Source organism: Corallococcus sp. AS-1-12 (assembly GCF_020036995.1).
Classification (GTDB): domain Bacteria; phylum Myxococcota; class Myxococcia; order Myxococcales; family Myxococcaceae; genus Corallococcus.
This window is the reverse complement of record NZ_JAIQDD010000050.1, coordinates 1-22,513: the sequence shown is the minus strand read 5'-3', so window position 1 is coordinate 22,513 and position 22,513 is coordinate 1. Positions and strand designations below refer to the sequence as shown.

At 67.0% G+C, this 22,513-nt stretch carries 15 protein-coding genes; 9 read left to right on the top strand and 6 right to left on the bottom strand.

Going from position 1 to position 22,513, the window contains the following annotated elements:
- Positions 1 to 115 precede the first annotated feature (115 nt).
- The 5 genes from K8556_RS37810 (at position 116) to K8556_RS37790 (ending at position 6,458) form a co-directional block, all read left to right on the top strand.
- Positions 116 to 1,438 carry a hypothetical protein gene (locus tag K8556_RS37810; protein ID WP_223744998.1) on the top strand — a complete coding sequence of 441 codons (1,323 nt, stop codon included), beginning with the start codon at positions 116 to 118 and terminating at the stop codon, positions 1,436 to 1,438.
- 283 nt (positions 1,439 to 1,721) lie between these two features.
- A complete protein-coding gene (locus K8556_RS37805) occupies positions 1,722 to 3,404 on the top strand; it encodes a hypothetical protein (protein ID WP_223744997.1) in 1,683 nt (560 codons plus the stop codon).
- Entirely contained in the window at positions 3,404 to 4,441 is a 1,038-nt protein-coding gene (locus K8556_RS37800; RefSeq protein WP_223744996.1) for a hypothetical protein, read from the top strand. The genes K8556_RS37805 and K8556_RS37800 overlap by 1 nt, the downstream gene beginning before the upstream one ends.
- A gap of 11 nt (positions 4,442 to 4,452) precedes the next feature.
- On the top strand, positions 4,453 to 6,033 hold the full coding sequence (locus K8556_RS37795; RefSeq protein WP_223744995.1) for a DUF1501 domain-containing protein: 1,581 nt from the start codon (positions 4,453 to 4,455) through the stop codon (positions 6,031 to 6,033).
- A gap of 179 nt (positions 6,034 to 6,212) precedes the next feature.
- Positions 6,213 to 6,458, top strand: a complete 246-nt coding sequence (locus tag K8556_RS37790) for a hypothetical protein (RefSeq protein WP_223744994.1) — start codon at positions 6,213 to 6,215, stop codon at positions 6,456 to 6,458.
- Positions 6,459 to 6,496: 38 nt separating this feature from the next.
- Here K8556_RS37790 and K8556_RS37785 read toward each other — a convergent pair whose 3' ends face one another.
- The gene (locus K8556_RS37785; protein WP_223744993.1) at positions 6,497 to 9,229 is read right to left on the bottom strand and encodes a helicase-related protein; all 2,733 of its coding nucleotides are present in this window, start codon (positions 9,227 to 9,229) and stop codon (positions 6,497 to 6,499) included.
- A gap of 1,133 nt (positions 9,230 to 10,362) precedes the next feature.
- On the opposite strand from K8556_RS37785, the gene K8556_RS37780 reads away from it, so the two are divergent.
- Positions 10,363 to 11,805, top strand: coding sequence for an NAD(P)/FAD-dependent oxidoreductase (locus K8556_RS37780; protein WP_223744992.1), 1,443 nt, complete (start codon positions 10,363 to 10,365; stop codon positions 11,803 to 11,805).
- 98 nt (positions 11,806 to 11,903) lie between these two features.
- Here K8556_RS37780 and K8556_RS37775 read toward each other — a convergent pair whose 3' ends face one another.
- Entirely contained in the window at positions 11,904 to 13,220 is a 1,317-nt protein-coding gene (locus K8556_RS37775; RefSeq protein ID WP_223744991.1) for a hypothetical protein, read from the bottom strand.
- A 125-nt stretch (positions 13,221 to 13,345) separates the two neighbouring features.
- Between K8556_RS37775 and K8556_RS37770 the strand changes: the two genes are divergently transcribed.
- Positions 13,346 to 15,532: a protein-arginine deiminase family protein gene (locus K8556_RS37770; protein ID WP_223744990.1), complete on the top strand. Its 2,187-nt coding sequence runs from the start codon at positions 13,346 to 13,348 to the stop codon at positions 15,530 to 15,532.
- Between the two features lie 203 nt (positions 15,533 to 15,735).
- Positions 15,736 to 16,935 (top strand): site-specific integrase, encoded by a 1,200-nt coding sequence (locus K8556_RS37765; RefSeq protein ID WP_223744989.1) that lies wholly within the window; start codon positions 15,736 to 15,738, stop codon positions 16,933 to 16,935.
- A gap of 238 nt (positions 16,936 to 17,173) precedes the next feature.
- On the opposite strand, the gene K8556_RS37760 is transcribed toward K8556_RS37765, so the two are convergent.
- The 4 genes from K8556_RS37760 to K8556_RS37745 all read right to left on the bottom strand — a co-directional run bounded on the left by K8556_RS37760 (position 17,174) and on the right by K8556_RS37745 (position 21,648).
- Positions 17,174 to 17,701 carry a hypothetical protein gene (locus K8556_RS37760; RefSeq protein WP_223744988.1) on the bottom strand — a complete coding sequence of 176 codons (528 nt, stop codon included), beginning with the start codon at positions 17,699 to 17,701 and terminating at the stop codon, positions 17,174 to 17,176.
- The gene (locus K8556_RS37755) at positions 17,698 to 18,984 is read right to left on the bottom strand and encodes a site-specific DNA-methyltransferase (RefSeq protein WP_223744987.1); all 1,287 of its coding nucleotides are present in this window, start codon (positions 18,982 to 18,984) and stop codon (positions 17,698 to 17,700) included. Before K8556_RS37755 ends, K8556_RS37760 begins: the two co-directional genes overlap by 4 nt.
- Positions 18,985 to 19,015: 31 nt before the next feature.
- Positions 19,016 to 21,031 (bottom strand): DNA polymerase, encoded by a 2,016-nt coding sequence (locus tag K8556_RS37750; RefSeq protein ID WP_223744986.1) that lies wholly within the window; start codon positions 21,029 to 21,031, stop codon positions 19,016 to 19,018.
- A gap of 86 nt (positions 21,032 to 21,117) precedes the next feature.
- A complete protein-coding gene (locus K8556_RS37745) occupies positions 21,118 to 21,648 on the bottom strand; it encodes a hypothetical protein (protein WP_223744985.1) in 531 nt (176 codons plus the stop codon).
- Between the two features lie 260 nt (positions 21,649 to 21,908).
- On the opposite strand from K8556_RS37745, the gene K8556_RS37740 reads away from it, so the two are divergent.
- A partial coding sequence (locus tag K8556_RS37740) for a RelA/SpoT domain-containing protein (protein ID WP_223744984.1) occupies positions 21,909 to 22,513 on the top strand: 605 nt, incomplete at its 3' end.

Below are 22,513 nucleotides of genomic sequence, written 5' to 3'. Positions count from 1 at the left end.
CCCGGCCTCGTTTCGGTGGTGCTCACCGGGGATCGTTACGTCGCCTTTCTCGTTTCCACACCCTCTGTGACTACCTCTCATCGTCCTCCTGGGAAACGAGCCCACCGATGACACGGTGCTGGGCGACCCGACCCGGGACGAGAAGGGCGTGCACGGTGTGGCGAAGTACCTCAATCACCGCATCTGGGAGATTCCCAAGGACGTCGACGTCAAGGTTGATGTCCTTCAGAGTGACATGAAGGAGAACTGGCCCCGGAGCGCGATGGAGGCCCGTCCCAAGGAGCCTCGGGCCACGGTCCGGCGCACTGTCCGGGGCGCTCGGCATTGGATCGAATACACCCGGAATCATGAGGGAGGGCGTCTGGCGGACTGCGGGACCGTCCCCCTGGACGACGGTACCCGGGCGCACTGGTTCCTCTGGTCTGGCGAACGGCCCAACATCCACGGCTACGCTCCGCAGCACGGCTTCATCGCGGCGCTCTACAAGAACGAGCTGTACAATCATCAGACACACCATTCTCCCTATCGGGCCCTGGGCGTCAGCGCCACGCCCGTCCGGCAGCGACTGTGGGTCGTGTTTGAGCCACGGGCCTTCGACAAGGAAACCAAGACAGGCGTCTTCCCGACCACGGACCGCAACACCTTGAAGCTCCGAGGAGGCCCGGGCACGAGCGACGAGCTGCCCATGAGCGAGTGGGCCAATGCCTTCGCCGACAAGATGCCGGAGCCCGTGCGCAAGGCGCTGGCGGACACGCGGCTGGGGGATGCCCGGAGCATCGAGGACGAGGCTTGGCGCAACCGGCTGTTGGAGCGCTTTGGTTCGCGCTGGAAGATGACGAAGCTGTCGGTGCGCAAGGAGGGGCCTGAGTCCGTGCAGCCCCTCCAGAAGGGGAGCAGGCAACTCACGCTCCCTGGCACCCCGGCGACCACCCGCAGCTCGAGGGCCGCGACCTCCTCCCCGGTGAAGAACCCTCGCGGGCCGGAGAACCTGGGCGCCTCACCAGGGCCCAGCGCTGCGCGGAGCACCCGGGTGGGTGGGGGCCTGCCGCACTGTCGCACCGTCAAGGCGAGCGACATGGACAATCCGGGCTACCTCGCGGCCTGGCAGCCACGAGACCCCCAGTGTCCCAACGGCGTGGTGCTCCTCAACATCGAGCATCCAGTCCTGGCGCAGCAGATCGCCTATCACCAGTCCCAGTATCCGGATCACTTCGCCGAGCAGGTCCAGCAGGAGGTCGTGAACGTGTACCAGGAGATGGCGATCTCCAAGATAGCCCACTCCGAAGGGATGCGGTCGTTCCTCCCTTCGCGCGAGGTGGAGCAGGGCCTGCGGACGCCTCTGGCCCTGACGCTGGCCCTGCTGGGGCTGGTGGGTGAGGACATCCTCATCCAGAACCGACTGCGAGGAACGCTCGGCAAGGCCCGCTCGAATGGCTGAGCGCACGTCGGAGACGTCGTCAAAGCGGACGGCAGGCGTGTCCACCGTGTCACTGCTGGATCCGCTCTGAGCCCGGAGCGCGCTTCCTGTCTCATGGAGTCATGCGCCCGGTGTATTGTTCGTGCATATGCACTGGCACTTGCACATGAAGCGCGCGGCCCTGCTGGCTGTGCTCTTCGCGGCGTCCGGGCTCACCGGAGTCGACGCGCACGCACAACAATGTGGCCCCGAAGCACCTCCCCCCGCCGTCCCTCTCAATGACCAGATGAGCGGCACGCGGATCTTGCGCCGCCTCGTCCTCGGTCTCACGGGGACGACGCCCACCGTCGAGCAGTACGAGGCGATGGCGGCCGCGACCACGCCCGAGGCGCGGGAATCCATCCTGCGCTCCACGCTCGAGGCCGCGCTCGCCTCGCCGAAGTTCTACGAGCGGATGGTGAACTTCGGCCACGAGTGGCTCGCGGTGGGCGCATATACCACCGGCGCGGCGGGTGACGCCTACCAGGGCGACATGTCCGGCCACCTCTTCAAGTGCGGCGCCAACACCGCGCACCCGGGCGCGTACTACGCCGTGCACGAGTTCGGCGATTCGAAGGACCCGGCCAGGCAGTGCCAGGACCAGGACGCCGACGGCAACCCCGCCGTGCCCGAGGTGCACCAGGTGGAGCCCTGGTGGGCGCCGGGCACCACCGTCACCGTGCTCGGCAAGGCCGGCTCCGACGTCACCCAGGTCACCGACAGCAAGGGCCAGCCGGTCGACTGCGGCCTCGCGAACGGCGGCTACTACGACCCCATGCTGCCCCCCGCGTGCGGCTGCGGCCCGAACCTGGTGTGGTGCAGCCCGCTCTCCGGCCTCCAGGGCAACAGCAACCACGACTTCGGCGTGCAGCGCCGGCACCCCTACGAGGAGCCCGCGCGCCTCTTCGCGCACCTCGCGTGGCACGACCGGCCGCTCTCGGACCTCATCCTCGGGAACTACTCGGTCGGCACCAACTGGCTGCGCGCGCTGTACGTGCGCTTCGGCCGGCAGATGGGCAACAGCGCGCTGGACAAGAACACCACGTGGTGGCGTCCCGACGCGGACAACGCGCCGCGCGACCCGCTGCACCCCACGCTGAATGATCCACAGGCGTGGCGCGAGTTCGTGGTCGAGGACCTGGAGCCCTTCCACCTCGCGCTCACCCCGAACCGGGCGCGCTCCGGCAGCATCGACCGCACCTACCGCTTCGACCCGCGCACCACGACCGACGCGCCCGAGGGCCTCCCCACCGCGGGCGTGCTCACCATGATCGGCTCGCTGTCGTCCTTCCCGCGCGAGCGCGTCCGGGCCGCGCGCTTCCTCGAGATGTTCGCCTGCCAGAGCTTCTCGCCACCGCCCGCGGACGTGCACTTCCCGCCCCTGGAGGTGGACCCCGGCACCGGCGGCACGTGCCTGCACTGCCACCGGACGCTCGACCCCGCGGCCATCTCCTTCAAGCGCTGGGACTTCAACCCGACCCAGAGCTTCTACGTCCCGTGGCCCTTCATGCCGGGCGTGGGCCGCTACCGCATCACGAAGGAGTGGCTGTCCGGGCAGTACCCGTACACCGGCACCTCGCCGGGCTACCGCTGGAAGAACGCGTTCGTCCCCAACACCCTCCTCACGCCCGTCACCCCCGAGCAGGTGAAGGCCAACCCCGAGGCGGTGCTGCTCGACACGATGCCCGACACGTACACGCTGCTCGGCGAGCACGGCGACGGCACCATGGGCCCGCTCGGCTTCGGGAAGCTCGTCGTGCGCTCCGGCGAGTTCGACCGCTGCGTCGCGCGCAAGATGTATTCGCTGTTCATCGGCCGCGACCTGAACCCGGCCACGGAGAAGGGCTTCATCGACAAGCTCGCGCGGGAGTTCGTCGCGGGCGACCGGAAGCTGAGACCCTTCATCCGATACCTCTTCGAACAGCCCGAGCTGCGGAGGGGCCTGTGATGAACACGTTGCGTTCGACCCTGCTGGGCGCCGCGGTCGCGCTCCTCGCCGTGAGCTGCGTCGGAAATATCTGGGACGCTCCTGGTGACTCGCCGGAGGACCCGGGCGGCGACAACTGCGCGGCCGTGAGCAGGAACGACGAGATCCGCCTCGCGCTCGCGCCCGCGTGCCAGGGCTGCCACCTCACCGGCAACAAGCCCTTCTTCGCCTCGCTCACCGCCTTCGAGAACGGGCTCGTCTACAACGAGAAGTACGTGAAGCGCGGCGACCCTGGGAACAGCATGCTCATCCAGATGCTGAACGGCGTGGCCCCCGGCAGCTATCCGCAGATGCCGCCCGGGCAGCCGTACGACGAGCTCGTCAGCAGTGGCCGTGTCACGCTGACCATCGCGCAGGTGGAGGACTGGATCCGGAACCTGCCGGCCACGCCCGCGCAACTGGAGGCCCCCGTGGCGGAGGAGTTCAGCGTCCGCCGGCTCACCGCCGAGGAGATGATCATCAGCCTGATGGATCAGCTCGGGCTCACCCTCGAGGACTTCGTCAGCACCACCGACCCCAACTGGCGCAACAAGCCGTACGTGGCGAACGGCGGCAAGTTCTTCATCTGGCCCGGGGACTGGGCCCCCGGCATCTCGGGCGAGTACGTCTCCGACTCGCGCAGCGTCGAGCGCTTCGAGGCGCTCGGCGGCGGCAATTCGCTCCTGTACCGCAAGCGGGACGTGAGCTTCGGTCCGTCCGCCGCGCAGACGCTGGTGCAGATGTCCCAGGCGTGGTGCGCGCGCGCCGTGGACAAGAAGAACAACCCGGCGGTGCTGCGCTACGTGACGCTCGCCGACACCTCCAAGAGCAACCCGGACGCGGTGCACAAGAACCTGCGCTCGCTCTCCCTGCGCATGCTCGGCCAGCCGCCCTCGGACGCGGAGGCCCAGGCGCTGTACGAGCAGGTCTACCTGCCGCTGGAGGCGCAGAGCACGCGCCTCGCCTGGATTGGCGTCTGCGCGGCGCTCATCCGTCACCCGATGTGGATCACCTACTGAGCGAGGACACCATGCCGAACACCTCTCGTCGCACCCTGCTCAAGTGGGCCCTCGGCGCGGGACAGCTCGCGCTCCTCGAGCGCGCGGGGCTCCTCGGTTCGAGCACCGCGCACGCCGCGGACGTCGACGTCCCCTCGCGCCTCGTGGTGCTCTACATCCCCGGCGGCTACCGGCCGGCGTACTACTTCACCCCGATGGAGGACGCGGACATCCCACTCTGCGTCCCCACGCCCTCCAACCACAGCGGCGAGCCCGTCTTCTTCCAGGCGAGCCAGTTGGTGAACCTCGCGCCTCCGAACGGCTCCTACAAGCCGCTTCGGACGTGGCAGTCGTGGAACCCCGCCGACCCGGCCGCGCGCGGCAGCTACAGCCCGCTCATGTACGGCTACACGCACTTCGCGCTGGCGGATCAGCTCAGCGTGCTGCACGGCATCGACCAGGGCACCAACGACCACTCGAGCGCGTTCATCTCCTCGATGTGCGGTGTCGCCGGCGCGGACTACCGGGCGCCCGCCGTGCACTCGGTCATCGCGAACCACCTGTACCAGAAGTACCGCGAGAGCCGGCCGCTGCCCTTCGTCGTCGTCACCGGAGAGCGCGGCATGCCGGTGGGCATGGGGCTGCCCTCCCACGCCTCGCCCCTGCGCGTGCCGTCCATCGAGGCGCTCAAGCCGATGCTCTCGGCGAAGCCCTCGGACAACCCATGGTGGACGGGGCTCGACGCGCGCACCGAGGCGCCCGAGCTGGACGCGCGCGGGAAGCCCACCGGGGGCACCCTGAAGACGACGGACATCGAGCGCTTCTCGCTGACTCGCGCCCAGCAGCTCCTGGGCCGCTCGACGGCGAAGGTGGACACCTACCTGGAGGGGCTGCACGGCTCGCTGTCGTCGGTGTCGCGCGTGCTCGCGACGGACGTCGTGTCCGTGCTGGAGAAGACGAAGGGCATCGAGATGATGACCTCGAACCGCCCCGCGTACCTGTCGAGCTACCTGTCCAACCAGTCGTTCACGTACACCTTCGGCCTCGCGAACTTCCACCTCACGGGGCTCGACGCGCGCATGGACCTGGCGCTGCGCCTGCTCAAGGCGGACCTCTGCACCTCGGTGCACGTCTCGCTGCAGCAGGACTTCGACACGCACAACGGCCTGGGCCATGGCTACAGTTGCGCGCACGGCCGCGGGATGATGGACAACGTCGCGCGCTTCCTCGGCGAGCTCAAGGCCGCGCCCGCGCCCGGCAAGCCCGGCAAGACGCTGCTCGACGACACGCTCGTGCTGGTGATGAGCGAGTTCGGCCGGAGCTGGGCCTCGCGGAGCAGCGACGGCAGTTACTACCTGCCGGACGATCACCACCCCTACACGTCCGTCTGCTTCGCGGGCGGGAACGTGGCGGGGAACCGGCAGGTGGGCTCGTACACCTCGCGCGGGCTCGGTGTCCCGGTGGACATCATCGAGGAGAACGGCCAGGCCTCGAAGCGCGTGCCCCGCTCCGCGGACGCGGTGACGACCGCGCTGCGCATCCTGGGCATGGACACGCACGAGTTCTTCATCCCCGGCGGCTACGGCGAGGTCGTGGGGCTCCGGAAGGCGTAGTCCCGACCGGACGGGTGGAGGGCCCAGGGTGCAGGGAAAGCACCCTGGGCGCTTTTTCCCGGTGAATCCTGTTGCCCTGGGGTGCCCCTCCCTGCACCGTTCCCCGGCGTTCAGGAGGAGCACGGGTGGTCTGACGCAGCATCCTCGCCATGACCGTGTGCGCGGCGGCCTGCACACCGGTGGCTGGCCCACCCCAGGCACCCGCACCCGAGGCCCTCAACCGGGCGAAGCAGGCCGCCGAGTTGCTCGACGACCCGTCCGAGCCCAACGCCATCCGCTTCCTCGCGCAGGCCACCTTCGGCCCCCGGCTCGCGAACGGCGTGAGCCCCGCGCCCATCGACAGCGTGGAGCACGTGGTGGACGTGGGCATTTCCCAGTCCATCACCGAGCAGCTCAGCGCCCCGCGCTCCACGGCACGTCGGTGAGCCGGGACCTCGGCTCGCAGTTCTTCTTCAACGCCATCCTAGAGGGGCGGGACCCACCGCCTTGCGAATTCCCGCCACGCCTCGAAGACAGGAACTCGCTCCCATCCCTGCGCGACCTCACGGCGTCGCGCGTCCAATCGCCGGAGGAAGGCCTCCTGCTGCACCGCTGGCAGGTAGCTGCGCGCGAGCGAGAGGATATCGCCCGTGGGGGCGATGACTTCGACATCTGGCGCCTCGGGCACCTCTTGGGTGGACGCCGCCGCCCAAAGCACCTGCATCCAAAGGCTGAGCCACAGCAGAGCCTTGGCCGCATCCATGGTTCCACTGTGCATCCGCACCTCCACGGTGTGGATGTCGCTCAGCGGTCGGATGTTGAAGGTGACGTAGCGGGCGTCGTGGTTGTCTACCTGGGCCAGCAGTTGCTCCACTGTGGAAGCCCGGGCGAGCCGCCGTGCCGGGAAGGCTGTGGACACCGGTTGGCAGTAGAGGTTGGGCGAGGAGAGATCGTAGCGCTGCCCATCGAAGGACACCAAGCGTGAGGGCCCCACGAGCGTGGCTGCTGCCGGCTCGAAGTGCTTGGCGAGCCGCACCGCGCGCTTCACCTCCTCGGCCGACTTGCCGAGCCAGCCGAGGTGTACGTGGAGGCCGGTCCGGTAGTTCACCCGGAGGCCCAAATCCTCTGCGGCTTCGGCGATGGCGGTGCAGGCGGTCGCCACCTCCCGGAAACCCGCCTCGTTGGCAAGGACGCGGCTCGTCACCTCCCAGCCGCAGCTATTGTCGCGCTCGACGTTCCACCGGTGATGGTCCTTCTGCGCGCTGCCTAGGTACTCGGGGAGGACAGCGTCTGCGACGGCCCCAGGGGGAAGCGCTGCCGTGAGGCGCTCACGCAACGGCTCAGCCACCTGCTTCCACTTGCGCGTTCCCATGTCCTCGCTGAAGTCGTCTGAGGTGAACTCGAATTCGAGGCCGAAGCTCTGGTTCTGCCGATACCAGAGGCCTCGCATGAAGGTGGGCACGTCGGGCGTGTCCGGAATCCAAGTGGGGGCGCCTGTCGGATCGAAAGTAAGGCGCGGCACCCGCGCAGAGGCGGGCCTGGTCGAGGCGGGCGCTGTTCGAGTCGTGGCGGTGCGCCCGAAGGAGGCACCGGAGAAGTAGTGCTTCGCCGTCACCAACTGCTCGCGGAACTCGGACAAATCCACGAACTCCACGATGTGGAACGTGTCCTTCCCGCTGCCTGCGTCGCGACGTGACGCACGGCCAATCATCTGTGCGTAGAGGATGTCGCTGAGCGTCGGTCGGCAAAGGAAAACGGAGCGTGCATCCGGCACATCCACCCCATGGGTGAGCATGGCGACATTGGTGAGCACCTGCACCTCGCCACGACGGAAGCGCGCCAGGGACTCGTCGTTTAACCGTCCGTCCAGGTGGCTGTGGACAGGCCTGGCCGGCACGCCGCGGCCCACGAGCATGGTGGCAAGTGTGTTGGCGTGCTCAATGGTGCAGGCGAAGAGCATCGTCTTGCCGTAGCGCGCTTGGTGCTGCACGTAGTGCTCGACGATGAAGTTATTGCGCTTGCGATGGGAGGCGAGTGTGCGCAGCGAGTCACCTGTGAAGTCCAGGTGCGCGGCGGCACGCCGCGCGTTCCAGGTGACGCCCGTGCGCAGCGGTTCATGGGGCTCGGGGGCCGCAAGGACGCCCTTCTGCACCAACGTCGCGAAGTCCATCCGGAAGACGGATTCGAAGTGACTTTCGTCCTCGACCCGAGGCGTCGCCGTCAGTCCCAGGACGGGCGAGTGTCCATGGGCCCATTTCAGGAGGGTGCGGCCCAAGGCCCCCGCCTCTGCCCAGTGGCACTCGTCCCAGACGATGAGCGAGGGCCGCTCGCGCATGCGCTTGAGCTCCGGGATCCGTGAGCGCAGGCTGTGCAGCGTGGTGTAGACGACCGTGCCCGGGTCGTGCCCTGTGGGCAATGGGTAGAGCAACGACTGGTCACCGCCCATCCGGCACAGGCGGTGGGCGTAGCCCTCATTGCGGCGGGCGATGTCTCCGGCCGCCTGGTAGAGTAAGCGCCAGTCCTTCGTCACCCACAGCACCCAGCCCTCGGTGCGCGTCAGGTGCTGCACCACCACGTTGTTCGCGATAAAGGTCTTCCCTCCCCCTGTTGCCACGTGCAGGAGTTTGGGCTGCTCGGGGTTGAGTCCGGCGAGGGCCGCTGCCGTCGCGTCCGCCTGGTAAGGACGTGGCGGATGGACGCGCGCCGCGTCGTAGCACACCTCCTGCCAGAACTGCCGGTGGTGGGCTTCGGTGCGGTAGGCATCGCCGCCAAGGTACTCCTCCTCGGTGAGTGCCGCTTCGGGCACACCTGAAGGCGGGTTCTCCTCCTGAGGGTCCTCCTCGTCCTCCACCTCCAGGAAGCACGTCTCAAACGGGGCGGAGCGCATGGGACGCTCGCCCTCGCGCTTAGGCTCCCACCCCTTGATGAAGTGGCGGCGGCCAAGTTCCTCAAGCTGCTCCCGACTTCCACGGCTCAGGTTGGTGTAGCGGAAGCTCGCGCCCGGCCGGTGGTGCTCGCAGAACCATTCCACGTCGAGCACGCAGATTAGGTCCTCGCGCCGCAGGTCGAGGAGCAAGTCCTCAATGCGCCCCTGGTACGAGCGCGACAGGTTCGAAAGCCTGTCGTGGAGGCGGCGGCCATAGGACAGCCCACGCACGTCACACAGGCGCTTAAGGGCATCACCGGAAAGCTCTTCGAGGATGTCGCGAATCTTCATGGTGTCGGAGGCGGCAGGGTATCCCGGCACGAGGCACGCAAGCACCCTGTACGGGGTTAGTGCGGGCCTCGTCTCCAACAAGTGAATCTCCCCACGTAGCCCCCTTACGCATGGGGACACAGCGGCACGCGTATCCACCAAAGCTGGCCGTGGAGCCCTGCCCGCAGGACGACGGAAGCAGTCGCCGTTTTCGCAGCCCGAAGAACGACTGCGTCAGCCGCGACCCACCGGGACGCACAAGACCGATGCTAGAGATGGTCTCTGCGTAGAGGACGGTCGAAGCGGCTCGCGAGCGGGTCTGCGAGCTGGCGTTCGTCGCGGAGTTCTGATGCGCTTGCGCTCGACCGTCACTTGCTCCCTCGAGCGGGGGGGAGCCGGGGCTGAAGGAGGAGAGCCCAGCCTAGGCTGCGAGGGTGGAGGCGCTGAGGAGGGAGCGCACCCCCGTTTGGACTGGGCCGGGCCGCTGAAAAGGACGTCCGCCCTGGATGTGTTCGCGTGCTTGAGGTGTAGAGGCAGGCTTGAGGGTGTTGGTGTACGTGAAGGGAGAATGAGGGGTGAGAGCGATTGTGGAGCACCTGGGATTTCCCACGGTGAGTGCGCACCTGGCCCCTGCGCGAGGGCCGCCCCAGATCGCGAGGGGAGTCTCAACGTGCGGCTCATGGGCTCCCCGTCAGCGTCCATCACTTCCCGCTCTGCTCCCGCCCGCTACGCACAACAGGGCTCCTGTCCTTCCTATGCTCCGCAAGACGACGAGGACGAACCAATGCAGGTGCTTGACCCGGGGCGCCGCTTCACAGAAGGAGGGACAGGGGTTACCACTCGGCTCTCCGGCAAGCCCGCGGTCGCTACCAACGGGCCGAGAGCGACGTCGCCGCGAGGTCCGCGATCGACAGGGACGAGCCCACCCGGTCGCGCGACGGGTCTCCCTGGATCTCCCGCTCCAGACTGTCCAGTCCCTCCAGCATCTTCGCCTTGGACTCCTCCAGGCTGGCGGTGAAGCTTTCGAGCCCCGGGTCCGAGAGGGCATGTCAGACCGGTGAGGTGCAATCTCCCCGGCGGGGGCGAGCGGCTCTGGGGAAGGCGGACCCCTCTGAGCCGCAGCGCCACGACATGAATCCTTGGAGGCTTGGGACTTGGAAACCCCTGGACGCAGATTCGGAAGCGCCGTGGTCATCGGCGGCAGCATGGCGGGGCTCCTGAGCGCGCGGGTGCTCGCGGACCACTTCGACAAGGTGACGCTGGTGGAGCGGGATGTCCGGGGGGAGGGGCCCGCCGCGCGCAAAGGTGTTCCGCAAGGGCCGCACATCCACGTGCTGTTGGACACGGGCCGGCGCATCCTCGACAAGTACTTTCCGGACCTGTTCGAGCAACTCCAGGTCCAGGGCGCCGAGCTCATCGACTCGAGTGGAGACCTCGCCTGGCACCACTTCGGGGTGTGGAAGCTGCGCCGCACCAGCGGCATCCCCGGGCTGCTGTGCACCCGGCCCCTGCTCGAGTGGAACGTCCTGCGCCGGGTGAAGGCGCGGCCCAACGTCGCGGTGCGCGAGGGCTGCTCCATCGAAGGGCTCATCCGCGACGAGAAGGGCACGGGGCGCATCACGGGCGTCCGGGTCAAGACACCCCAGGGCGAGGAGTCGTGGGAGGCGGACCTCGTCGTGGATGCCAGTGGCCGGGGCTCGCGGATGCCTCAGTGGTTGGACGCCATCGGCTACGCGCGCCCGGAGGAAGAGCAGGTCATCGTGGACCTTTCCTACACGACGTGCCTGCATGAGCCGCCGCCCCACTTCCAGAAGGAATGGAAGGCGCTCTTCCTCTATCCAAGTCCTCCCAAGGCCTGGCGCGCGGGTTTCATCTCACACGTCGAGGGAGGCCGGTGGCTCGTCACCCTCAATGGCTACTTCGGGGAGCACGCGCCCACCGAGTACCAGGGGTTCCTCGAGTACGCGCGCTCACTGACGCGTCCGGACCTGTACAACTATCTGAAAGAGGCCACGCCGATAGGGCCCATCTCCCAGCACAAGGTGAAGGACTGCCGGTGGCGGCACTACGAGAAGCTGCCCCGCTTTCCCGAGGGGCTGGCCATCCTGGGAGACGCCGCGTGTGCCTTCAACCCCCTCTACGGGCAAGGCATGTCGGTGGCGGGGCTTGGCGCCGAGCTGCTGGACACCTGCCTTCGCGAGCAGGCCGAACGAGGCGAGCTCTCGGGCCTGGCGCAGCGCTTCCGCGAGCGGCTGCCTGAAGTCATCCGGCTCCCGTGGCTGTTGGGCACGGGCATGGACCTGCTGTATCCGCAGGCCGTGGGGAAGCGGCCCTTCGGGCTGGGCTTGCTGCACTGGTACCTCCTGCGGCTGATGGAGCGCACGTCGACCGACGCACACGTCCATCGCCAGTTCTACCGGATCCTGCACCTGCACGCGGGGCTGGAGGCGGTACTCCAGCCCACCGTGGCCTTGCCCGTGTTGGGCCATGGCGTCATGTCGCTCCTGCGCCCTCTCGAGCGGCTGGCGAATACCGAGACACGGCCTCCCCCTCTCACGCGTCCAGGCCCTGTCCCGGTCCAGAAGTCCAGGTCGTAGGTGTTCAATGACATCCAGGTTCGACGCCTTGGGCGCGCCGGTTTCTGGAACGGGCAGATGTTGCTGACCGTCGGGGGCGCTGTGAAAGTCGACAGGCGTCAGCCACACGCCTCGCACAACTGATTGAGCAGGGGGACGACACTCCTGGGCTCATGGGGGGCCAGCGCCCAGAGGGAGGGCTGGCACATCTTGCCGTCGCAGATGTGGGCTGCGATGCCTCGGCACTTGCGACAGGTGACGGTGCGACTGGCGGGGTGGTCGCAAATGGCGCACCGCTTGACCCGCAAGGCCGCGTGGAGGGGACGGGGGGGCCGCTTCGAATCCTCCAGCTCCTCCTCGAAGGCCTTCATGCCTTCGCGCACGGCGTCCACCAGATCATACATCCGCAGGGCGCCTCCGAAGATGGCGGTGTCGAAGAGGATGACGGGCGAGAAGCCCTCCTGGAGGAGCAGGTAGTTGAGGAGCAGCATGGTGTTGAGGCGGCCGTTGGCGTCCGCGTAGAAGTGGCCCACGTGGAGCGCTCGGATGACGCGCACGATGGCACGCAGCTTCAGCTCCTGCTTCGCCTCCTTGGCGCTCTGCTGCGCGGCCTGGTCCCGCTCCAGGTAGTAGCGCGCGAAGAGGGCGTTGACCTTGCCCTTCGCCTCCCGGGGTTCGTAGGCGGTGCCCCAGAGCAACTGGCTGCCCCGGCTGCGTGTGAGCAGGCTGGTGGCCCAGTCTCGCTCTACCCAGTGCTCCAGCACGTCGCGGGGCGCGCCCAGGTCCTTCATGATGGTCTTGAAGGTCCCGATGTCGCCATCGTTGCTCAGCTCCAGCAGGCTCTCCCAGTCCACCTCGTGGCCCTGCACGTCGATGGGGAAGTTCGTGTAGTGGCTGAGCTCGTGCGGCACGGGGACGAAGCGCTGGCGGGCGCGTTCGGACACCACGTCGTTGAGCTTGAGCACACCCCTGGTCACGGCGGCGTGCATCTCGTGGTAGCGGTCGAAGTCCACCCGGTCATCGGGCGCGGCCGGGTGCTTGAGCCAGGCGGTGAAGGCCTTGGTCATGGCGTTGTAGAAGCCCGGGGACTGTTGCCGGTCGAAGATCATCGCCTGGTGTGTATTGCTGCTGCCGTGGTGGCGGCCCTCGATGAAGAGCTTCCACCAGCGGTCGCGCGGCAGCTTGAAGACCGCGGAGGAGCCTTCGGCGGAGGCGTTGGGCTCCAGCTTGTCCAGGGCGCAGCGGACCTTGCTCGCGGCGATGACGACGTCGAAGGCGGGCCGCTTCGCGGCGACCGCCTTCTCCAGGAACATCGCGGAAATGACCTTCAGGTCGCTCGTCTTGCGCTGGGCGACGAGCGTGTCCACCCACGTGCTGAAGCCGTCGAGGTCCGTGGTGTCATGGGTCACGTCGGCATCGGGGTCTGGAATCAGCATGCGCAGCCTCGAGGAGGGATGTCGCGGAGCCTGGAAGGTGTAGCCGGATTGTGGGAATCCCTCCACGGCCCATAGCGTCGGGCCCGGTCGCCCAACTCCGCGCGGTCCCGTCTCCAGGAGAGCCGATGTCCCGGCGAGTCACCGTTCAACTGATTGACGAGCAATATGAGCCCGTCGCCAACGAGGCGGTCCGCTTCGTGGAGACAGGCCTGACGCTGCGCACGAACGACCAGGGCGAGGCGGTCTTCGAGTACGCCACTCCGACGGCCACGCTGGAGTACCGCTTGCGCTCGGGGGCCGTGGCGACGCACCGGTTGAAGGAGCCGCTCTCCCGGGAGACGACGGTGGTGCTGGGCGTTGAGGCGCTCGTGTACGCGACCCTGTTCCTCGACGCGGACCGCGACGGCACGTTGACCTCGGCGGGGCTCGACCGCTGGGACTGGGGGCCGGGGGAAGGGAAGAAGGGCGCCATCGTCCTGTGCAACCTGGACGCGGACAACGGCAACCCACGGGTCGCGGACAACGCGGATGACGTCATCAACGGCGGGGACGATGAGCAGGAGATCGCCCCCCTGGAGGTCCGCAGGCAGACCCGCTACCGCGCGGAGGTGACGTGCACGCTGTCCCTGGAGAAGCCGGGCGACAAGAACCGCTTGCGCATCTTCAACGGACGCACCCGGGGGGCCCGGGCCCTCATCGGTCCGAGCGCCGGCGCGTCGTGCGTGCTCGACCTCCAGAACGCCGTGCTCCGACTGGGGATGGAGGCCGTGCGCTTCGACGAGTCGTTGAAGGAAGAGGACATCGTCTTGCTGCTGACGACGACCTCCCCCGAGGGCACCGTGGTGCAGCGCGCGCGTGTGCGGGTGGCGCCCTGGATGATGCAGCATCACCTGGAGGCCCCCGAAGCCGTCTATGTCATCCAGCTCTCCGGCCAGAACAACACCACCTTCCGCTCGGACCTGAAGGTCATCCTGGAGGGGGTAGGGCTGCCGCTGGAGGAGATTCCCACCGTCCTCGGGGATCGCTGGGGGCAGGACAGCCTGGAGATCGGTTCCTCCAACCTTCCCCGGCGCGGAATGCACGCGATGCTCGGCGCGACGCGAAGGAGTGGGATGATCCAGTATTTCAAGACGCAGGGTCGTGGCGTCGGGATGGGCTACTTCGACTTCCACCACCGGCAAATCAGCCATTCCGCGTCCGACAGCGACATGAACAAGCTGGGCAACCTGGAGGTGACGCCTCCAGTGAGGGACGCACGGGGGCGGGTCTACCCTTGGGGACGCATCTATTACGGCACGGACGTGCGCAACGAGCGCCGCCAGCTCGACCCGAACATCCGCGCGTTCCTCGCGGCCCAGCGGGTGCAGGCCCCCATCGTCATCGACACCAGTTGGCTGGACGTGGGGCACGCGGACGAGCTCCTCTCGTTCGTGCCCGCGGAGGATGGGGGCTGGCTCTTGTGTCTGCCCAGCCCTGAGCTGGCGCTGGACATGCTTCAAGGCGTGATGGAGGTCGCGCCGCAATCCGTGATGCTGGAGGGGCGGAGCATCCAGGGCGTGGAGGGGGAGGGCTTCGATGAGCCCGTCAACACCACCGTCAAGGCGTTCTTCGAGGGGGCGGAAGGCGGGGGGGCTCCGGCGCGGAGGCCGCACGGGATGTCTTCATTATTCTCGGGCCCGCCGCCGCGCATGACCGGGGTGTCCTCCATGCGTCCCATGGGCGGAATGCCCTTTCCGGGCCGGACAGGGGCCCCACCAGGATTCATGATGGGCGAGGGGGCGATGCACGGCTTCTCAGGAGGCATCTCCGAAGCGCCGACGCTCAAGGCGACGCTGCGCTTCAACGAGACCGCTGCCAAGGGCATCCATGGGCTGGTGGAGCAATTGAAGAGCGAAATCGGTCTGACCGAGGAGCGGATCCTCTATCTGCCCATGCTCTACCGGCAGGGGCGGATGAAGGGGGCGACGACCGTGTTCGCGAACATGGTGAACATGCTCGTGCTGGGGCAGACCTGCGTCATGGCGAAGCCGTTTGGCCCCATGCTGGATGGCGCTCAGCGCCTGCAAGGGCCCTACGCGAAGCTTCTGGGGAAGTACAAAATCGAAGCGACGGACGTGCCGATGAACGGCACGTTCGACCTGTTCGAGGTCTACGTCCGGACCCTGTTCCGCCGGAACGGGCTTACCGCGCGCTTCATCGACGACTGGAGCGCGTACCACAACAAGGGGGGTGAGGTGCACTGCGCCACCAACACCCGGCGAGCCCTGACGCTCAAGCGCTGGTGGGAGTACGTGCCGGGCGACACGCATTGACGGCCTCCGCGCTCAATCCGCAGAGGAGCCTGAAAACACCGAGGCCGGAAACCGCTGGGTCTCAGCGGCTTCCGGCCTCGGTCCTTCAGTGTCCCCGACGGGATTCGAACCCGTGTTACCGGCTTGAAAGGACTATTGCTTCAGGAGTGAAGATAGGGGTGGTATATGCCTCGGTAACGTCAGGGTAACGCCATGGAGGACGAATGGGCGCCAAGTGGGTCGGCAAGTGGGATGGTGGACGCGTTCGTGAGGTGGACGGGCGCCGCGTGTGGGTGATTGAGCGCCGCATCGCGGGGGTACGCCGGGTTCTCACCCTCAGTGTCGCCAGTGAGCGTGAAGCCCTTGCGGAGCTTGCCCTCTTCGAGAGGGATCCACTGGCCTACAAGACGCGCAAGCAAGCTGCCCTGAGCGCAGCTGAGGCAGCTGTGCGGGCTGCATCCGAGGCCGTGGTACTGACTCCGGACGTCCAGAGAGATTTCCTCACCCATGCGCGGAAAGAGGGGCTCACGGAGGAATACGTCGAGCACATCCTTGGGAACTACCTAGCCCACTGGGGGGCCGCGCTCGCTGGCCGTGACCTGCGGGAGGTGACGCTCGCGGAGCTGCGGAAGCTCCTCAAAGGATGGAAGACCGCTGAGCATCACCGGATCGTTGCCCTGAAGGCGTTCACGAAGTGGTTGCGCCAGGACGGGAAGCTGCATCGGAGCAACGACCCCACATTGGACCTGATGGTGCCCCAGGCGAAGCCTGAGAAGAGCGTTCGGGCCAAGGGATACACCATGAAGGAGGTGGAGGCCGTCTATGGCGAGATTCCGAGTCAGCTCCTTCGCGACACAATCTGCATGCGGGCAAAGGCCGCGATGCACGACTCCGAGATTGCCCGTGTGGCGAGGGGGGAGGCCCTCCTGAAGGAGGTGGACGACCCGTGTGGCATTAAGGGCACTGTCACCTTCTTCCACAAGCGAGGGGATCACCACGTCATCAGCCTCGACGCGCAGACCTTCGCAGCCGCCATAAGGCTCCAGGCCCGGAAGAAGCCGCTTACCCGCGCGCCCGCTCTCGTGATGCTCAAGCGAGCAGCGAATCGTCTCCGTGAGAAGTGCGAGTCCGACGAGGAGAAAGAGAAGATCCGGGTCATCGAGCCCGGAGAACTACGCCACAGCTTTTCGAACTGGGCTTCCGAGTACGGTGTCCTGGTGCGGCCCACAAAGCAGGGGCTTCCCGTTGAGGAAGTTGCTGCTGTCATGGGGCACAGGAGCACCAAGACGACGCGGACGTTCTACAAGAGCGTCCAGGTCCCTCCGATGATTGCGCTTCCGCTCAAGCTCGTTCATCACGAGGACCCGTCCATTGCCTTGCGCACGGCGGACTTGAACGCGTCCAACGAGAAGTCGGTGGCCTGAGCCTGCCTGCGAGGGCCCCGAGTGCCACCCCTTGGAGTTGCCCGGGGGGCTTCAAGGCACGCGAGGACGGAGTCGAGGCGAACCGTGGTTTTTCGCCCGAACTTGGGAGCGCGATTCAGGCGCCCCTCTGCGAGTAGCTCGAAGACCCGAGTGCGCTTGCATTGGAGCAACTCCGCCGCGCGCTCCACGGTTACGGCGGGGCCATCGAGTCCGGGACCGGTCGGTTGCGTGGCCATGTTCACCTCGGAAAGACGCGGCGAGGCGCAAGGCGGCCGAGCGCGTGCAGCCCGATGCCGATGGCGTCCCAGACGTTGTGGTGGAGGTCCTGCGCGGCTGGCAGCTCGACGCGAAGGTGCTCGGCGGAGTCCAGGCGCTGTTTGATGCGCTCGATGAACGCGTCTGCGTCGAGGGTGCCTTTCCAGTCGCGCGGGAAGACGCTCCGGCGCTCCGTGACGGGTGCCAGTGCGCCCCCGAGCGTGCCGACGACGCCGGCAAGCAGGATGAGGTCGTTCTGGTCGCCTCGCTGGTGCGCGGCGGCGTAGACGCGGGGCAGCTCGATGATGAGTTGGAAGGGCTCGTCCAGAACGCGTGGGCGCAGCCATGTCTGCACCGCGCCAGCCATGGACGCCCAGGAGGCCAGGGCCAGCGCCCCGTGGGCGGGCTCGGGGTTCTTCGGCAGCCCAGCGCCGAGAAGAGAGGCGGATGGGACGTCGAAGAGAGCCACGCCGCAGTGCCGAAGCCCAGGGTCGATGGAGACGAGCCTCATGGCGTCGCCTCATCGCAACCCTGCTGCAGGGCGTGTTCAAGGCGCGCCTTCGCGAGCGCGAGGTACTCAGGCTCCCTCTCGATGCCGACGAACTCGAAGCCCTCGGCCAGTGCCGCGACGCCCGTCGTGCCGCTACCCGCGAAGAGGTCGAGCACCACGCCGCTAGGAGGCGTCACCAGCCGGCACAGCCACCGCATGAGCGCGATTGACTTCACGGTGGGATGGGTGTTGCGCCCGGCGCCTGCGCGCCGTTCCGTGCGTGAGGGCTTGGCCACGTAGAAGAAGCGCGGCACTTCGTCGGACAGGTGCCCCGCAGCCTCCTCGTCAAACGTGACGTGGGCCGGCCAACGCTCCTTCCCCTCACCGGAGACGCGGCATGCCGCGATGTTGAGGGCTCCGGTGCCATGGCTCAGGACGTTCGCGGCCACGGTGCTGGTGAGGGGCTTGCGCGCGAGAATCCAGTGCTCCGCAGCGGGCTTGAGGGCGGTGCCCCATCCCTGCCACTGACGCGCGGCCTCCGTGGCGGGCTCGTCGCGGCGCTCCTTGGGCGCCAAGTTCGCGTTGAGGCCGTTTCTGGCGCGCCAGCGCTGGCCGCCTGCCGCGTTCTCGTGGTGACCCGTGACGGCCCGCTGGAACCAGTTGGGGCCCGGCTTCCCCTTCTGCTCGATGATGCGCTCCGTGATTGAGCGGATGGGCTCTGGCACCTCGGCGACGCCGAGAAGCTTGAGGAGCGCCGGCCAGTATTGCTCGTGCGGCACGTAGGGCTGCGCGGCTTGGCTCGTCCAGTGACCGGCCATCCCGTTCATGCCGAACGCCGCATCGATTTGCGCGTTCGTCAGCCCTGCCTTGTCCCGCATCTCCGCAATCCAGCGGGTGACGACGAGCACCTCGGCGCGGTTGTCCTTCTGCTTGTCGATGGCCTTGGCAACGTCGAGCGACTTCGGCAGGCCCGTGCCGAAGAGGTGCATGAGAATGTCGCGCACCTCGAAGCCCGCGTCCTCAAGCGCGGTTGCTGTCCAGTGCGACGTGCGCGGCAGTGCCCAAACGAGGGCATGCCCTCCGGGTTTGAGGACGCGGAAGGCTTCCCGCATGACACCCGCGAGCCAGGACACCCACTGGGAGCGGCCTCCTCGGTCGCTGTCCCATTCCTTGTCCATGAGCCCGATGCCGGCTGGTGGATCCGTGACAATGGCGTCGATGCTGTCTGGGGCCAGCACCTGGGCGACGTGTGCGGCGTCACCCTGAAACAATGCGATTCGTTCCGTGAGGAGTTCGGTCTTCACCACACTGGAATGGGGGCAGGGCACAGGCGCTTTACTCTGCGACCCTTGCCTCTGGCTCCCACACCAGAAGCCTCCCTGCAGCGTCGCGCACGGTTGCGGCGTCCTTCGAGAGCACGCGCGACAGGGCGGGCTCCGCCTCGATGGCATCGGCGAGGTCTGGGGCCGTCTCTCGCATGGCCTGCCTCATGAGGTGCGCCATGCGCTCGGCGGCGTCGTGCAGCCGGTTGGGGCAGTCCGCGCGCAGCTCCGCCACCAACTCGTCGTGCACCATGAGGACGAGCCGCGAGCCCCAGAGAGGAGAGCGCCGGGCCGTGTACATCTCGCGGGCGACGCGCCAGGTGGCCAGCTTCGCCCCCACGGCGCCGAGCGCTTGAAACGGCGTGTTGAGCCACTGAGTGTAGCCGCACCCGCCCCGGAGGATGTTGGCCCCGGGAATGAGCACGTCCACGAACTGCCCGCCGTAGGTGAGACGGCTGGCGCGGGCGAACAGCTCCCGCTGCTCAGGCCACGCGTCCAGCCACCGGTCGCCGTAGCGCTGGGAAACTTCCACGCACGCGGCGCAGACCATCTTCACCTTGCCCTGGACGCGCACCGGCACACGCTCGACGCCGCACGTCTGCGCCACCTTGGCCAACAGGCAGAAGCGGACGTCGTCCTTCGCCCGCGCGTGGTAGGCCATGGCGCCCGCGCCCATGCCGCCGCCCTTGCCGAAGTTGAAGACCTTGGCGAGCGCACGGAAGGACGTGGCCGTGGCGTCCTTCGCCTTCACACGCGGCAGCAGGGCGGCGTAGCTCTCTCCCAGAAATGTCGCTGCGGCGGACGTGTGGACGTCTTCCTTGGCCAGCAGCGCCTCCGCCATGCGCGACCAGCCCACGTCCCAGATGGCCCGCTGGGCCATCGTGCGCAGCTCCAGGCCTGCGTAGTCCACGGAGCAGTAGACGAAGCCGGGACGGGCCTCGTGGCACTCACGGACGCCGCCTTTCTGGGGGAGCTGCTGGTAGTCGCTGGAGACGCGCGTCGTGGAGACAAGGACGTTGAAGCGCGGGTTGAGGGGCACTGCGACGCCGGCTTCCAGCTTGCCCAGGTAGGTGGAGCGGTATTTGTCCACCTTGCCGGCCTTGCCCAGCTCCTCCAGCAGCGGATCGCCCGAATCGATGAGCGTGTCCCTATCGGTAGCCACCTGGCCGTCCGGGAAGCGCTCCGAGGGAGAGGTGACGGGCGGCGTACCGTTATAGGCAGCGGAGACGAGGCTGGAGAGGCGCTTGGCATCCTTGGAGCCGTCGGGCCGGAAGATGCCTGCCGCGAGGAATCGGGCGCGGTTGGCACTCCACTCCGCCTCAACGCGCTGCCGCAGCTCAGCAACACGCCCGCCGTGGGTACGCAGCCCCCAGATGGATGCGAAGTGCAGCGCCAGCGCGGCGCGGACCTGGTCGCCTTCTGCGTGGAGGTTGCCGCCGTTGGGGACGATGGCCGCGACTCGCTCCTGGGCAAGGTGGACATCCAGGGTGAATCGGGCGTCCCGCTTCGGGTAGGCCACGGCGGCGGCAGGCCACTGCTCCAGGGGCACTCCGTCGAGTTCCGCGTACCGCAAGCGCCATGCGTCCGGGGCCTTCTTCTCCGCGCTGATGTCGAGGCCCAGATGGCGCTTCACCAGGAGGGAGAGCGGATAGCGGGCGCCCTCGTCGTCCCCCAGCTGGCGGCCTGTCTCCGGGTCCACGCCGTGCAGCCCTCGCGCGATGTCGATGAGCGCCTCTCGGATGGCGACGTCGTGCAGGCGGCCGGCCTCCGCCGCATCGAAGACGGTATCCACGAGCCGCGCGTCGTCCGCGCACATGACGCCCAGGTCGTAGGCGAGGTTTGCGCCCGTGATGTGGATGCCTGGGGAGGAGAGGGTTTCCCGGAACCAGCCCCGTGCCTGAGCTGCGGAGAGGAGGCGCTCGCTACCCGGTTCCGAGTGCGCGATGGAGGCGCAGACAAGCGGCGGAGCGAGGAGGCCGGGTTGAATCAGGTGCGTCTCGGTGTCGAAGCTGAAGAGGGAGGTGGGCACAACACGAAGAGGCCCGTGTCGTGGGCCAGTCGTGGCGGCAAGGGAGGCGCGCCAGGTACTCAGCACTGTTGGGGGAGGGGGGCTGCTCAGGCCAGGGCGGCGGCGAGGGCCGGCAGCTTCGCCTCGGCGCGCTTCGCTTCGATGGCCGCCAGCTCGTCGTCCGTGGGGCTGACGGTGCTCCAGCGGTAACCCTCGATGACCTTCCCGGGCTTGCCGTCCTTCTCGGGCAGCGTCTTGGGGAAGACCTCGCAGTCGATGAAGAGGAAGGCCCCGGCCTGCTTGTCGCCCGTGAACTTGGCGAGCTGCTCCAAGGACAGCTCCTGCTCCTCGGCGCCGGCCAGGGCCATGACGAAGGCCTTGAAGCGCCCGCCACCGTTCTTCTTCGCGTCGGAGAGGTTCTCCACGTAGGAGGCCACCATTCCGATGCGGCTGGGCTCGCTGGCGGGTTGCGTCCGCTCAGAGGACACCACCTTCAGCTCCGCGATGGCGGACAGGCCCTTGAAGCCGTCCTTGGTGCGGATGGACTGCACTTCCAGTCGGTATCGGCCTGCCTTGAGGTACTGTGCGCCAAGTGCCGCCTGCGCACTGACGATTCGCGAAAGTGCTGCGTTGCTCATGTCCCGTTGCTCCCATTGGTGGCGGACGTCAACTGATGTCCTCGCCAACTCAATGGGGGCAGTTGTGACCTGCGGGCATTAGAATTCCTGAATGTGCGATGGGCTGGTTGTTGAAGTTGCGGATGCCTGCCAACGCGAGTGCATCGGGAATTTATCCAAGTAGGTCATTTCCGACCTCGCAGTGGGCTATTGTGGCTTGGCAGTAGCTGAGGGCTTATCGTCGGGCGCTGAGCCCAGCGCTTTTAACAAGCACAACAACAATGCAACAGACGGAGAAACAGGTGCCTTTGAGTATTAATGGATTGCTGGTTCAGAAGTCGTTTTTGGAGAAGTTCAATATTTCGATTGATAACTTCAAAAAGAGCGGGGTTGAATGGCCGAAATTGGAGAAAATACATGCCGACTATGTGCGTAAAATGCAGAGTTTGCTGCCGACGCTGAACTACGTAAGAGAGCAGTTGGGTTCGGCAGAGGGAGTGCATTCAATTAAGGCCAGGCTCAAAGACCCCGAGCATCTGATTGAGAAAATCATCAGGAAGTCAATTGAGAGTCCTGAAAAATCCATCTCGGTAGAGAACTATCGTGAGCATGTGACCGATCTCATTGGGATTAGGGTCCTTCACTTGTTTAAGGCTGATTGGATTCCTATTCATGATTTTATTGCCAGGCAATGGACGCTCGCGGAACAAGCCGAAGCCAAGGTTCGGGATGGAGATGATGCCGAATTCATTGCGCAGCTTGAGGCCCGGGGGTGCGCTATCAAGCGAACTCGCGCTGGATATAGATCAGTTCACTATCTGATTGAGTCTAATCCTGGGAAAGAGAAGTTTCTTGCTGAAATTCAGGTGAGGACGCTTTTTGAGGA